Annotated in this window: 10 protein-coding genes; 4 read left to right on the top strand and 6 right to left on the bottom strand. The window is 61.2% G+C overall.

Annotation, left to right across the window (positions count from 1 at the left end; all coding sequences use genetic code 11):
• Positions 1-14 precede the first annotated feature (14 nt).
• On the bottom strand, positions 15-1,319 hold the full coding sequence (locus ACA064_RS17865) for an MFS transporter (protein ID WP_497669318.1): 1,305 nt from the start codon (positions 1,317-1,319) through the stop codon (positions 15-17).
• A gap of 267 nt (positions 1,320-1,586) precedes the next feature.
• Between ACA064_RS17865 and ACA064_RS17860 the strand changes: the two genes are divergently transcribed.
• A complete protein-coding gene (locus tag ACA064_RS17860) occupies positions 1,587-4,424 on the top strand; it encodes an AMP-binding protein (protein WP_497669317.1) in 2,838 nt (945 codons plus the stop codon).
• Between the two features lie 212 nt (positions 4,425-4,636).
• Here the strand turns inward: ACA064_RS17860 and ACA064_RS17855 are convergent, their stop codons facing one another.
• On the bottom strand, positions 4,637-5,329 hold the full coding sequence (locus ACA064_RS17855) for a hypothetical protein (RefSeq protein ID WP_497669316.1): 693 nt from the start codon (positions 5,327-5,329) through the stop codon (positions 4,637-4,639).
• A gap of 375 nt (positions 5,330-5,704) precedes the next feature.
• Between ACA064_RS17855 and katG the strand changes: the two genes are divergently transcribed.
• The 3 genes from katG to ACA064_RS17840 all read left to right on the top strand — a co-directional run bounded on the left by katG (position 5,705) and on the right by ACA064_RS17840 (position 9,771).
• A complete protein-coding gene (gene katG / locus ACA064_RS17850; RefSeq protein ID WP_497669315.1) occupies positions 5,705-7,972 on the top strand; it encodes a catalase/peroxidase HPI in 2,268 nt (755 codons plus the stop codon).
• A 264-nt stretch (positions 7,973-8,236) separates the two neighbouring features.
• On the top strand, positions 8,237-8,926 hold the full coding sequence (locus ACA064_RS17845) for a hypothetical protein (protein WP_497669314.1): 690 nt from the start codon (positions 8,237-8,239) through the stop codon (positions 8,924-8,926).
• A 59-nt stretch (positions 8,927-8,985) separates the two neighbouring features.
• A complete protein-coding gene (locus tag ACA064_RS17840) occupies positions 8,986-9,771 on the top strand; it encodes a hypothetical protein (RefSeq protein ID WP_497669313.1) in 786 nt (261 codons plus the stop codon).
• 919 nt (positions 9,772-10,690) lie between these two features.
• Here the strand turns inward: ACA064_RS17840 and ACA064_RS17835 are convergent.
• The 4 genes from ACA064_RS17835 to ACA064_RS17820 are packed head-to-tail and all read right to left on the bottom strand — an operon-like array spanning position 10,691 to position 14,589.
• Complete coding sequence (locus tag ACA064_RS17835; RefSeq protein WP_497669312.1) at positions 10,691-11,836, bottom strand: alginate O-acetyltransferase AlgX-related protein; 1,146 nt, start codon at positions 11,834-11,836, stop codon at positions 10,691-10,693.
• Positions 11,836-13,245 carry an MBOAT family O-acyltransferase gene (locus tag ACA064_RS17830; RefSeq protein WP_497669311.1) on the bottom strand — a complete coding sequence of 470 codons (1,410 nt, stop codon included), beginning with the start codon at positions 13,243-13,245 and terminating at the stop codon, positions 11,836-11,838. The genes ACA064_RS17835 and ACA064_RS17830 overlap by 1 nt, the downstream gene beginning before the upstream one ends.
• Positions 13,246-13,249: 4 nt before the next feature.
• The gene (locus tag ACA064_RS17825) at positions 13,250-13,924 is read right to left on the bottom strand and encodes a cell division protein FtsQ (RefSeq protein WP_497669310.1); all 675 of its coding nucleotides are present in this window, start codon (positions 13,922-13,924) and stop codon (positions 13,250-13,252) included.
• A complete protein-coding gene (locus ACA064_RS17820; RefSeq protein WP_497669309.1) occupies positions 13,921-14,589 on the bottom strand; it encodes an SGNH/GDSL hydrolase family protein in 669 nt (222 codons plus the stop codon). Before ACA064_RS17820 ends, ACA064_RS17825 begins: the two co-directional genes overlap by 4 nt.
• Between the last annotated feature and the right edge of the window lies 1 nt (position 14,590).

Below are 14,590 nucleotides of genomic sequence, written 5' to 3'. Positions count from 1 at the left end.
GTGTTATCTCGTTTTCACTCTCCGGGAATCTCGCCATGGCTGACAGCTGCCTGTCGCCCGCGTTCGAGATTGACGCCGGCCAGGATCAGCAGGCCGGCCACGAAATAGCTGCCGGTGATCAACATCGCCAGGCGGTGATCGCCGCCGGAGAGCCAGTTGGTCAGGCCGTAAGTCATGGGGCCGAGGATTGCCGACAGTTTGACCGCCAGCCCCCAGAGGCCGAAGAACTCCGCCAGGCGCGTCGGCGGCGCCAGCAGACCGACTATCGCGCGGCCGGCCGATTGGCTGGCGCCCATGCACAGACCGGCGAGGTTGGCCGCCAGCCAGAATAGCGCGGGGCCGCGCGCGACCCAGACCAGGCCGACCATGCCGAGCCAGCCCAGCAGGGTCAGCGCCAGCGTGGCGCGATGGCCGAGACGATCCTGCAACCAACCGAACAGCACGGCACCGATGGAGGCAGTGATATTCACCACGAAGATCAGCAGCAGCGTGTCCTGGGTACTGAAGCCCATGACCTGATTGGCATAGATGGCAGCCAGGGCGATCACCGCCGAGATACCGGCCTGGTAGCAGACGGTGCAAGCCAGGAAGCGCAACAGGTCGCGATAGCGGTCGGCTTCGCGCAGTGTTTGCACGAAGCGCGCTAGCGCCGCTTGCGCGATAGGCGTGTCGCCGCGCCCTGGCTGCGGCTGGCTGCGTTCGCGCAGGAACAGGAAGGTCGGCACGCTGGCTACGGCGAACAACGCCGCGGTGATCAGCATGCACACCGGCACGAACTGCGCCGCAGTCTGGCCCTGCGCCTGGGCCCAGCTGACGAAGGCCAGGCAGGCGCCCAGGCTGACCAGGCCACCGATATAGCCCAACCCCCAGCCCCAGCCGGACACCTTGCCCAAGGCATCTGCACGGGCAAGTTGGGGCAGGAAGGCGGCGATCAGGTTCTCGCCGCTGCCGAAGCAGAAGTTCGATAGCACGATGAACAGGATCGCGATACCGAGCTCCCCCGGCCCGGCCAGCGCGAGTCCCGAGGTAAAGACGACGCAACCGATCGTGCTGAACAGCAGCAGACGCTTCTTGCACGCGTAGGCGTCGGCGTAGGCACCGATCAGCGGCGCGGTCAGGATGATCAGGACATAGGAGATCGCGGTGGCGCTGGTCCAGGCCAGCGTACCCCAGGCTTCGCCATTGGCGACCACGGCGACGAAATAGGCGTTGAACACGGCGGTGATCACCACAGTCGTGTAGCCGGAGTTGGCGAAATCGAACATCGCCCAGGACCAGATTTCTCGACGTGTCACTCCGGGGGCAAGAATGGCGGGCATGGCGATCTCTCTGTAGACGCTGGGTCCTTAGGAGCCTAGCTGCAATGCCAGTAGGAGCGAGCTTGCTCGCGATATAGGTAACGATAACGCGTGTTTACTGGATAAACGCGGCGCCCTCGGGCTTATCGCGAGCAAGCTCGCTCCTACATAGAGCCCCCTGTGCCTCAGCCATCCAGCGAGCGATGGCATTCCCGGTCGCCGCCATAGGCGCATAATGGCAATTGGCAAGGATCTACACACTGCATGTCCTGTCATGAGGGGCCGCCGATGTCTCGTCCGCCTCCAGAAACCCGCGCCGTTCCCCATTCCGATGGGGACGCTGAAAAATTGCTCGAAATCGTTCGGCGTACCGTGGTCGAGTTGCGCCCGCAGGCGGTAGAAGGTTTGCACGTCACCTTGCACAGCGTGCTGGATCGGGACCTGGGCGTAGACAGCCTGGCCCGGGTCGAGCTCTGGTCACGCATCGAGCACGAATTCGCTGTGCGCTTACCGGAATCCCTGTTCGCCTCGGCGGACACCCCCGCCGATGTACTGCGCGTGTTGCGCAGCAGACACGGCGCCGAAGCGGTGCGCCCGCTGCCCTCCAGCGATTCCAGCGAGACCCTGACAGCAACGGAGCAGACGCCGGACGCCGCACGGACCTTGATCGAGGTGCTGGAATGGCATGTGCGCCATCAGCCGCAGTATCCCCACGTCCGGCTGCTGGGTGAAAATGACCAGCCGGAAGACATCAGCTATGGCGCCTTGCACCAGGGCGCCCAGGCCGTTGCCGCAGGGCTGCAACGCAGTGGCTTGCAGACCGGTCAGACCGTGGCTTTGATGCTGCCCACAGGGCGCGACTTTCTCTATGGCTTTTTCGGCATCCTGTTGGCCGGTGGTGTGCCGGTGCCCATCTACCCACCGCTGCGCCTGTCGCAGATAGAAGATCATCTGCGCCGCCAGGCCGGCATCCTGCGCAACGCCGAAGCCAAGGTGCTGATAACCGTGACGCAAGCGAAGCTGCTCGCCCGGCTGCTCCGGCCGCAGGTCCCGAGCCTGACGCGCATTGCCAGCGTGGCCGAGCTGACAGGCGAGGGGGACGAGTGCATCACACCGCCGCGGCAACCGGATGACATCGCCTTCCTGCAGTACACCTCGGGCAGCACTGGCCAGCCCAAGGGCGTGATGGTCAGCCACGCCAATCTGCTGGCCAATCTGCGCGCCATGGGTGGGGTGCTGAAAGTGGGACCGCAGGACGTGTTCGTCAGCTGGCTGCCCATGTACCACGACATGGGCCTGATCGGTGCATGGTTGGGCTGTCTGTATTACGGCTACAGCCTGGTGCTGATGTCGCCGCTGGCTTTCCTCGCGCGGCCGGCGCATTGGCTATGGGCTATAGACCGCTTTCACGGCACCTTGTCGGCGGCGCCCAATTTCGCCTACGAACTGTGCCTGAGCAAACTCGCTGACGACGACCTCGAGGGCCTGGACCTGAGCAGCTGGCGCGTGGCCTTCAACGGTGCCGAGCCGGTCAGCCCGGATACCTTGCAGCGCTTCGCCGAACGTTTCGTTCGCTACGGCTTTGCGCCCACCACACTGGCACCCGTCTATGGGTTGGCCGAGGCTACGTTAGGCGTGGCCTTTCCTCCCTTGGGCCGAGGACCGCTGATCGACCGGGTGCAGCGCGAGGCGTTCCAGGTGAGAGGCAATGCACTGCCCGCCGCAGCAGACGCCAGCGCAACGCTGCGCTTCGTCTCCAGCGGCCGGCCGCTGCCGGGCCATCAGATCCGCATCGTCGATGGCAGCGGGGTCGAACTCCCCGAGCGCAGCGAAGGTCACCTGCAATTTCGCGGGCCGTCCACTACCGGCGGCTACTACCGTAACCCCGAAGAGACCCGCCGGGTGCTGCGCGATGGCTGGTTCGACTCGCTCGACTTCGCCTACATGGCCGGCGGTGAGGTCTACCTGACCGGCCGCGCCAAGGACCTGATCATCCGTGCCGGGCGCAATATCTACCCCTACGATGTGGAAGCTGCGGTCGGCAATATGCCTGGCCTGCGCAAAGGCTGCATCGCGGTGTTCGGCAGCCTTGACCCGGTCACCGGTACCGAGCGCCTGGTGGTATTGGCGGAAAGCAACGAGAAGGAAGCCGCCGCGCGGCAACGCTTGCAGCAGGAGGTCAACCGCATTGTGGTCGACCTTACCGGTGTGGCGCCCGACGATATCGTATTGGCGCCACCCCATAGCGTACTGAAGACCTCCAGCGGCAAGATTCGCCGTGCCGCCAGCCGCGAACTGTATGAGCGCGGTGAAGTGGGGCGGCCGCACCTCGCCGTGTGGCGCCAATTACTGCGCCTGGTGCTGCAAGCCGTACGCGGGCATTTCGGCCGCAGCTGGCGGACCTGCCGCGCCGCGCTGTATGCCGCTTATGTCTGGCTGCTGTTCTGGCTGGTCACACCGCTGACCTGGCTGGGCGTCGCGCTCCTGCCGCGCCAGCGTTGGTGCCGCAGTTTTACCCGCGCGGCCGCACGGCTGTTCTTGCGCTTGGCAGGGGTGCCGTTCAGTGTTACGGGGCTGGAACGCCTGCCTGAGACAGGGGTGAGCGTGCTGGCTGTAAACCATGCCAGCTACCTCGACGGCGTCATTCTCTGCGCGGCCCTGCCGCCGCGGTTCAGCTTCGTTGCCAAGCACGAACTGGCTGACCAGCGGATCGCCGGGCTGTTCCTGCGCAAGCTCGGCGCCCGCTTCGTCGAACGCTTCGACCTGCAGCGCAGCGCCGCAGACACCGAGTCCCTGGCCGAGGCGCTCCAGGCTGGCCAGCCCCTGGTGTTCTTCCCCGAGGGGACCTTTAGCCGCGAGCCAGGCTTGCGCACCTTTCACATGGGCGCCTTCGTGCTCGCCGGCCGTGCCGGCGTGCCGCTGCTGCCGGTCGCAATCCGCGGCACACGCAGGGTGCTGCGCGACGGTCAGTGGTTCCCGCGCCACGGAGCAATCCACGTCAATGTCTGCTCCCCGCTGTTGGCGCAAGGACCGGGATGGATGGAGGCAATCAAGCTGCGGGATGCAACGATCGCGGCCCTGCTAGAGCACCTGGATGAATCGGAACGGGCCCAGCGCTCCGATTGATGGGTTGCCGAATACTGTGGCGAGGGGGCTTGCCCCCGCTGGGTCGCGAAGCGGCCCTAAAACCTGTATCCCCGGTATGTCAGGAAGAACGCATCAGCCGGTTTTACGACTGCTTCGCAGCCGAGCGGGGGCAAGCCCCCTCGCCACAAATGCCCTCCAGACTAGAGATTTACGTTAACTGACGGGCATTGGGGTCTGCTCGCGATGCTCTTTCAGGATTGAGCTGATGGACCCTCACCCTCAGTTCGGTCAGACGATTGCCCGGCCTGGCGAAAAAGTAGCTTCGCGTGGTCCGCAGTCCACTGCCTGTTCCGTCGCCTGTCGAGGGTTGCCAGGTCATTGCGCAGCAGCGCAGGTGACTCCCCGGTGACTTCGCACAGCAGCGCCGTGATCGCTTCCCCGTTGACCGTGCCGTGCTCTTGCAGAAGATCCGCCACAGCGATGACAGCGGGCCAGTAACGACGCACCAGACAGCTGGACCTGGCGATTGCCCGGGATTCGGCGTCGAGCAGCTTTCGTGCGGGCAGCAAGCTGATCAATTCGTAACCCCGGCGCCGGTCACCCAAGCCGCTGCCGCTGATGAATTTGTCAGATTTGGTGTGCCGGTAGACTGCTTCGGCCACGGGGCCGGCGAAGCAATCGAGAAGGTCGCGTTCGATAGACTCGACCATAGAGGGCAGGTATTCAGCAATTCCGCGGGCGTCACAGGCCGGGTGCGGGACAAAGTAATCAGCCTCTACCAGCCCCTCTACGTTTTGCAGGTTGCCGCGCAGGTCAATCATGGGGCCAGTGAAAGCTTCTGCCTTGGTGCGCACAGTGACGCGCGCTATGTGCTGACCATTCCACCAAAAGGCCAAGGCGTGACCAGCTTCGTGGACGGCCGTGCGGCGCGGGCGCTTACTCATGGTCTGGTCCTCTCCCGTGCATCTGGTCTTCAGCGAGAGTTACTCATATCATCTACTTCATCTCTGGGGCTCAGGTAATAGATTATGCCTATCGAGACCCAATACTCCGCCTATTTGCTGAGTTCTTTAGTGGGGTCTAGCCTTAGTCTAGCGCTGGCGCAAGCTGGCCGGGTGAGAGTTAGAAGTTTGCTAGGCCTGCCGTGGGTCACCGTGCTGGCAACTCGATTGCCGCTGTCCAGAATTCCCGTGTGGCCACAACGAATCAGTTGATCGAACTGTCGGCCCTGCAGCCTATGTCATTGATTTCGCTCGTTGCTATTCAGAGCCCGGACCGGGCCGGATAGCTGGATGAACTCGACCAAAGGTAGCTTACACATGGCAACTGAATCGAAATGCCCGTTCAATCACGCCGCTGGCGGTGGCACGACGAACCGCGACTGGTGGCCGAACCAACTGAACCTGAAGATCCTGCACCAGCACTCGTCCCTGACCGACCCCACGGACGAGGGCTTCAACTACGCCGAAGCATTCAAAAGCCTGGACTTTGCGGCGCTCAAGCAAGACCTGCACGCGCTGATGACCGACTCGCAAGACTGGTGGCCTGCGGACTTCGGTCACTATGGGCCGCTCTTTATTCGCATGTCCTGGCATGCCGCCGGCACCTACCGCACCGGTGATGGCCGTGGCGGCGCCGGCTCCGGTCAGCAGCGCTTTGCACCGCTCAACAGCTGGCCGGACAACGTCAGTCTCGACAAGGCGCGCCGGCTGCTCTGGCCGATCAAGCAAAAATATGGCCGTAAAATCTCCTGGGCTGACCTGATCGTCCTTACCGGCAATGTCGCGCTGGAGTCCATGGGCTTCAAGACCTTTGGCTTTTCCGGTGGTCGAAAAGACGTCTGGGAACCGGATGAAGACGTTTATTGGGGCTCGGAAAACAAGTGGCTGGGCGGCGACAACCGCTACGACAAAGATGATAAAGAGGAAATGCAAGAGCCCGGCGAAGGCCCACTCGTTGCTGAGCCAGGGGAAAATGAGGAGAGCCGTACCGACCAGGGACGCAATCTGGAAAACCCCCTCGCCGCGGTGCAAATGGGCCTGATCTACGTCAACCCGGAAGGCCCGGAAGGCAACCCGGATCCGCTGGCTGCGGCCAAGGATATCCGCGAAACCTTCGCGCGCATGGCAATGAATGACGAAGAAACCGTGGCACTGATCGCCGGCGGCCACGCCTTCGGCAAGACCCACGGCGCCGGGCCTGCCGACAATGTCGGGGCCGAGCCCGAAGCCGCTGGCCTCGAACAGCAGGGCCTGGGCTGGAAGAGCAGCTTCGGCTCTGGCAAAGGCGGCGACACCATCACCAGCGGCCTGGAAGTGACCTGGACCACCACGCCCACCAAATGGAGTAACAACTACCTGGAGAACCTGTTCGGCTTCGAGTGGGAACTGAGCAAAAGCCCGGCGGGTGCGAACCAGTGGATAGCAAAAAACGGCGCCGGTGCCGGGATCATTCCGGATGCTCACGACCCGTCCAAGCGGCGCAATCCAACCATGCTGACCACGGACCTGTCCCTGCGATTCGACCCGATCTATGAACCGATTTCACGGCGCTTCCTGGAGAATCCGGATCAGCTGGCCGACGCCTTCTCCCGTGCCTGGTTCAAACTGATCCACCGCGACATGGGCCCACTCTCGCGCTACCTCGGCCCGGAAATGCCGAACGAAGAGCTACTTTGGCAAGACCCTATCCCGGCAGCCGACCATGCCTTGGTCAATGACAGTGATGTCGCATCACTCAAGAGCAAACTGCTGGCCTCGGGCTTGTCAGTCTCGCAGCTTGTATCAACTGCCTGGGCGGCGGCTTCCATCTTCCGTGGCTCCGACAAGCGCGGCGGCGCCAACGGTGGGCGCCTGCGCCTTGCCCCGCAGAAATTCTGGCAGGCCAACCAGCCTGAGCAACTGACGAAGGTGCTGGAAACCCTCGAAGGTATCCAGGGCGAATTCAACAGCGCCCAGTCTGGCGGCACGAAGATCTCCCTGGCGGACCTGATCGTGCTGGCCGGCAGCGCCGGCGTCGAACAGGCGGCGAAAAATGCCGGTCACAGCGTAACGGTGCCTTTCACGCCGGGGCGCATGGACGCATCGCAAGATCAGACGGATGTAGAGTCTTTCGGGTTTCTCGAACCCATCGCCGATGGCTTCCGTAACTACCTCAAGAGCAAATACCGCGTACCGGCCGAGGCGTTACTGATCGACAAGGCGCAACAGCTGACACTCACCGCGCCAGAAATGACGGCGCTCATTGGCGGCATGCGCGTCCTGAATACCAATGTCGGACAAACCCCTCACGGGGTCTTCACGAAGCAGTCGGAGGCGTTGACCAACGACTTCTTCAAGAACCTGCTCGACATGGGCGTGGAATGGAAGCCGGTCTCGGATGCCAACGAGGAGTTTGAAGGACGCGATCGCAATACCGGCGAAGTGAAGTGGAAGGGCACCCGAGTCGATCTGGTCTTCGGCTCAAACGCGCAGTTGCGGGCCTTGGCCGAATTCTATGCCAGCGCCGACGCGCAGGAGAAATTTGTCAAAGACTTCGTAGCGGCCTGGACCAAGGTGATGAACCTTGATCGCTTCGACCTCAGGTGACATGAAAACCCACTGATGGTGGTTCCAGGCAAACGCCCCGGCTTGTTCGGGGCGTTTGCTTTTGTGCAGGCGCCCGATCGAGTTCGGTACCTGTGGGACGCCACTCCCGGCCTTATAAAAACGCGCGCCATGGACGTCTGCGGGAGGTCAGGAGGGGTCAAAGCATAATCACGACAAATATCATAATCAAACTATCTATCATAATCATTGACGGTATCATATTTACCCTCTACTCTCTGCTCATACACCTGATCTGGAGCGGAAATGATGAGCAATTTTTGGCGTGAGGCATTCGAACGCGACTATAGAGAACCTGAGAAGAAGCTCGGGCTGGAGGAAATCCTTCTCGAAGCGCAGGAAACCTATTTGGGCTGGATGGCTGCCTCTCTCACCGCTTTTCACGGCCACTTCGACGAAGCGCAACTGGACAGCCTGGATCGCATCTTCGAGGGAGAAAACCGGGTCCGTAGCGCCGCCACAGACTGCTACGAATACGCTCTAAATGGTCGGATAAATCTGGCCACCAATGAGCGTGAAGCAGAAGCGCTTTCTGATGATTGGCATTGTCTGGCCATCTTGGTGCTTTCCGCTCGTCCCGGCATCGAGGCTTTTTCCCCAAGTGTCAGGGGACGTTCCATCGGAGTCCCGACAAAAGTCGAACGCCTCCTGTTTCACGCGTGGATACGGGCTCGCCTTGATCTCGATACCCATCCGCAATTTAACGAAGACGCGCTGCCGTTTTTCCTCCGCCAAGACACTACGGGGTACCTGACGCTGAAAGAAATTGCCCTGCTAGGGCAGATGTCGGAGCGGGCCGTGCGAAACGCCGCTCAACCCACGGCAACGGACCAGCTGATGACCCGCAAGGAAAACCGTCACACCGTCGTCGATGCCACCGAAGCCCTGCGCTGGCTGAAAGGCCGTCGTGGCTTTAAGGCCACGCTAGTCGAATAAGCCCCGTCATCCGCTCACCAACCCCAGCACTCACTCGCCTACCGCAGAAGGACGCCACCATGAGTAATCTCGAACATTTCAGCAGCTTGCTTTCCGGCTCCAACCATAACTTTGCCCACGCGCTTCCCGAGGAGTTGTTGCTCAGCGTCGAAGACGATTTGCAGACCTTCTATGCCCCGTTTGATTACGTCAATGCAGGCGCCCGGGTCGTACTGTGCGGGATAACACCCGGCTTGCAGCAGGCAAGTCGGGCCCTGGATGAAGCGCGTAGGCAGCTACGCGCAGGGGCCTCAGTCGAACAGGCCAAGCGAGCCGCCAAGGAAACAGCCAGCTTCGCAGGAGCGATGCGCAACAACCTGGTCGCCATGCTTGATCACATCGGACTTCATAAACTGCTGGAGATTAATAGCTGCGCGCGCCTGTTCGATACTCATCGCCACCTGGTTCACTACACCTCGGCGCTGCGCTACCCGGTTTTCCTGGATGGTCAGAACTACAGCGGCAGCCCCTCCATCCTCAGCCGGGCCAGCCTGCGTCACCAGGTTGATACCCACCTGGTTGAAGAAGTCCGGGCGCTAGGTCCGCAGTGCATTTATGTCCCTCTCGGCCCAAAAGTCACGGCGGTTTTCGAGCACCTTCAAGCTCGAGGCCTGTTGAAAGTAGAGCAGCTGCTGGACGGCCTGCCTCATCCCTCGGGGGCTAACGCGGAGCGAATCAGCTACTTCCTCGGCAACAAGTCCCGAGAAAAACTATCGAGCAAAACCAACCCAGCCGTATTGGATGGCGCCAAAAACCGGCTTCTAGCCAAATTGGCCACGCTGCGCAGCGACGGCGTAATGGATTGAATACCACGAGGAGGTTGCCTGCTGTTGGTGGAACGCAGGAGCCAAGTCTCGTCAGAAATAGCACGTTGTAGTCACCGCCTAGGGTGGGGCGCAAGTACCCCCTCTCTCGTATAGCTGGGTTTGCCCAGCTTGACTGCCTGGCAGTCGTAGCGGTCCTGGTATTCAGTGACCGCTTTTTTTTGAGACGGATCTGCACCCAGATATATTATTTGAGTGAGGCAGTAGCCGCGATTTCTTACTGCACGAAAGAGATGCTCCCCTCCAGAAAAATTCTTGAACTTTCCTTGTAGTCGACTCAAGCTCATTTCCAGGCCGCGATAGCGGTCGGGCTCTCTTCCGATGCTATAAATCAGCTCTTCTTTGCTAATTATGCGTTCCTTTTTGAAGAGCATGTTTTTTACAATCAGGCTCTCTATTTTTGTTAGAAGTATTTGGCGGGGTCCGTTGAGTAGAAGGCGATGATTTATATCAAGTTGCCAGCTTCGATGGTGTTGAGATGATTTTTCTGTAAGGGTTGTCATGTAGTTGAAGGTGATGAGCTTTCATGGGCGCGCGATGCGAAAAAACAGATTGATTTGGCGGTTGCGGAGTCTGGGTTGGATTTTTCAGTAGATTATGAAAGTTACCAAGCATGCTATTAGGTAGCTAGCTAATAATATGTAATAGTTTGTTACTATTTCTGTAACAATGATTTGTGGGGTTATTTTGTTTTTTTTTAGGAGGGCCTGCGTACACCCGTCATTCCCGGATGCACCCGGTCTGCGTACACCCGTTCATTCCCGGATGCGCCCGGTCGGCGTAGGAGCTGCCGCAGGCTGCGATCTTTTGACTTTGGCGTCTGTTCAGGCAACGAGTCGCCTGTTGGGAAGATCAAAAGATCGCAGCCTGCGGCAGCTCCTACAGGGGGGCATGGATCATTTCAGCGATACACAATGGGATCGGTGTAGGCCGACTGCAGGTCGCGCTCCGGGATTTCCCAGAGGATTAGTGTTGGTGGCGTTTCTTTAAAGGCCGGGTTGTTGAGGTAGCTGTTTGCGGCGCCGGAGAAGGCTCCGCCATCTTTGGCGAAGTTGCCTACGGGGGCGCTCAGTGCCTGTTGCAGGAACCCTGCAAAGTTTGAGTTGCGCGAGAATGAGGTCCCGATAAGAGCGGTGTTGGGCAGGTTGGCATTGCCAAAGAGGTCTCCCTCATTGTCCGGGCTATCGGCTGACACTACGGGCAGTTCGCGGGTGCTGGTCTGGGCGACCATTTCGGCTGCTGGCTGCCAGTTGAGCGGCAGCCAGTCGATGCCCGCCAGATGGACCAGATCGCCGGGCTGCACCGCGATCGGGGTCTGACTTTCGTTGAACGACCGGCGTGGCGTTGCGCTGATGCCCAGGGTTTTCAGGCGCTGGGCGATGGCATCGGCCGCAGCCTTCGCGCCGGATTCGCTCCAGTGCGTATCGGTACGCAACCAGGCACTGGCCCCCAGTGGTGTCAGCGCGTCGGTCAGGTCCAGATTCGACACCCCAGCCACATTCAGCTTCGAGGTCCAGCCCTGGATACGTCCTTCGAGAGAGGCTGGGCGGTGCAGTGCGCAGCGTTGTGCAGAAGCGATGCGGCTCTTGTCTGGAACGATGACCACCAGCAGGCTGATCCCGCGCCGGGAGAACTGCTGTTGCAGATCAATCACGGCCTGGGCTTTGGCATCGGCATTGCGCTGCGCTTGATGATTGACCTTGAGTTCATCGGCCAGAAACAGCCAGCCGGAACAGCCCGGACGAACCCTCGGCCCGGTGTCGCCGAGGAGCAGCCAACTGGCACCACGCTCCAGCTCGGCGAAGGTAGTGGGAAAGTGAGCCTTCGACATTTCCTTGGCAATCCGCTGGGTGATACCGCCTTCAAGCATCTGCTCGGCCGACCATGTTGTCGGCATCAGCTCGATCTGCCCTGAACCGATCAACCGGCCAGAGGACAGCAGCCCGACGAACAGGAATATCAGCAGCGCCACGCCCGCCAACGGACTACTGCGTGACGCCCCATCATTTGGTTGAGAGGGGGGAGGGGAGTGCTCTGGACTGGTCATCAGAATTGAAAGTACAGGAAGGGTACGGTTTCGCGACTGGCGATCAGTGCGAACGACAGCATGAAACCGGCAATGGGCCAAAGGGCGGCGACGCAGAGCGTTATGCCGCCCAGTCGTTTCTCACAGTAAGGGCGTAGCAGCGGTGCGACGACAGCGAATACACCCAGCACGCCGGCAAGGCTGTGTACCGGGCGCAGGGTCGCGGACAGTTCGTCACCGAGGGCGATGCCCTGCAGGCCGAACTGTCCGGCATACAGGTTCAGCGCGCCATGCAGGTCCGGGGCGCGGAACAGGGTCCAGGCCAGGCAGACGAACAGCAGTGTCAGGCCATGGGCAAGCACTGGCGGTACAGCGGGCAGGGTGGAACGATTCCAGGCCCGATCAGCGCATAACGCGAGGCCATGGGCGCAGCCCCAAAGCACATAGTTCCAGCTGTCGCCACCGTGCCAGAGGCCGGCGATGGCCATGATCAGGAACAGGTTGCGCCAGGTTTTCCAGATGCCGTTGCGATTGCCGCCCAACGGAATATAAAGATAGTCCCGCAGCCAGCTGGACAGCGACAGATGCCAGCGGCGCCAGAAATCCTGGATGCTGTTGGCCAGATAGGGGCGGTCGAAGTTCTCGGGGAAGTGGAAGCCCAGCATCAGCCCCAGACCAATGGCCATGGCGCTGTAGCCGGCGAAGTCGAAGAACAGTTGCAAGGAGTAGGCAAGGCAGCCAACCCAGGCGTCGGAGAAGCTGGGGTTCGGCAAACTGAACGCCACATCGACCACCGGTGACAGGGTGTCGGCCACCAGGACCTTCATGCACATCCCGACCATGAACCTGCGCGCTCCCAGCGAGAAATTCAGCAGGTTGAAATCACGCCGCTGCAGCTCGCGGCGGACCCAGTCATAGCGAATGATGGGCCCGGCGACCGAATGGCCGAACATCGAAATATAGGTCGCGTAATTGATGAAGCTGCGTTCGACCGGCACGCTGCGGCGATGCACATCGACCAGGTAGGAAATCGCCTGCAACACGACAAACGACAATCCGGCCGGCATGATGACCCCTTGCCAGGACAGGGGCATGGCGCCGTACCCGACAATGGTTTCGCTCAAGGTATTGGCGACGATATTGGCGTATTTGTACCAGCAGAGCACCGCCGTGTTGAGCACGATCAATGCGACGAGCATCCGCACGCGGCCTTTGCCATCTTCGCGCAAGGCGTCAATCAGCAGGCCGCCGACCCATGCGGTGATCGTCAGCAGCACATGCACGGCGAGGAACCGTGGGCTCAGCCAGCCATAGAACAGCCAGCTGCCGATCAGTAACGTGACGTTGCGCCCGGCGGCCGGGCTCAGTGCATAGGCGCACAGGAACAGCGGCAGGAACAACGTCAGAAACTCGAGAGAGGCAAAGACCATCCGGTCAGTGAGCCAGGACGTCAGTCGCGTGCAGCAGGAACGGGCCGTCTACGCCAGGCAGCAGCACAACGCTGTAGCGTTCGCCGGCCTTGAGCTGACCCAGGTCAAGCGGCGCACCGATGTCGGTTTTGGCGCAGACCAATTGCACCGAAAGTCTGACCGGGTTGATGGCGCGGCGTTGCACGCTACCGTCGGCCACATCCTTGAACAATACCGCGTTCAATCCCGCAGCGCGCAAACTGGCGTGGGTGCAACCTGGATCGGCGCTGATAAACGACAGCGAGGCTTTCAGACTATTGAAGTCGTCGGGTTGCTCATGGATGACGACCTGGCGGATACCATGAGCGCCGTCTGGCAATGCGATCACGCTGGCGAATTCGCCCGCCGCCACCTGGATGTCCAGCGGCTGGTTTTTCCCGCTGCGTTCCAGGGTGCCCTTGATCGGCTGGTTGGCCGGCACTGGCAGGTAGTCGGACACGGCATTCGAGCCTTCGAGACTCAGGCCTGCCCGAGAGCCTTCGGCCAGCAGTTGCAGCGGTCGGTGGTCGGCGTTGATAAAACGCAGGAAGGCCGAGTCCTGATCCGGACCCGTCGGGTACAGGGCAATGTCGGCGGCCTCGGCGTGCAGGCTCAGGATCAAGGGCGCGAAGAGGGCCCAGCCACGTGCGGAACGGGTCATTGGCCGGCTCCGTTGCTGCTGACGCGCTCGGTGGGCAGCTTGGCCAATGCACCGCCGATCGCAGTGCCCCATGCTTGATAACCAGCGACGGTGAAGTGCTGCCCATCGGTGGTAATCCACTGTCCGGGTCTGGAGAACGTCAGCGAATCGATGTAGGCGCAAGGCGCCACGTTCGCGGCCAGAAACTGCGACATCAACTGGGTGCGGGCATCATTCTTCTGGTACATGCCACCGACTTTGCCCCAGGCCGGTCCAACCCAGGCGCAACGGGTCCCGGTGGCGGCGATGGCCTTGGCCAGGCCGGTGACGCTTTGCCATGCCCAGGTCTTGGGGAAGACCGGTTTGTCATAGGACGCCATGGTGTCGCCGATAACCAATACCACCAGGTCGGGTTTGTCGGCGGCAATCAGATCCTGGATCGGGGTGGTGCTGGAGTCGCGTCCCTTGATCACGAGCTTGTCGTTGCCTTTGCGCTCGGCACCGCAGTCGACCTTTTTGCTGATCAGCCAGTCACCGGCACTGGCGCCACAGGCGCCGATGGAATGAACCTGGGCGCCTTGGCGGGTCAGGTTGTTGTGCAGTGGCTCCAGCAAGCTGTCGGGGAGGCTCATGTGGCTTTCCCCAAGGACAAGCAGCGTCAGGCCGGCAAGGGCGGAAGTGGGCATC

This window comes from Pseudomonas sp. LBUM1658 (assembly GCF_059716055.1).
Note: the sequence above shows the minus strand (reverse complement) of the source record. Positions and strands in the feature narration are given on the sequence as shown.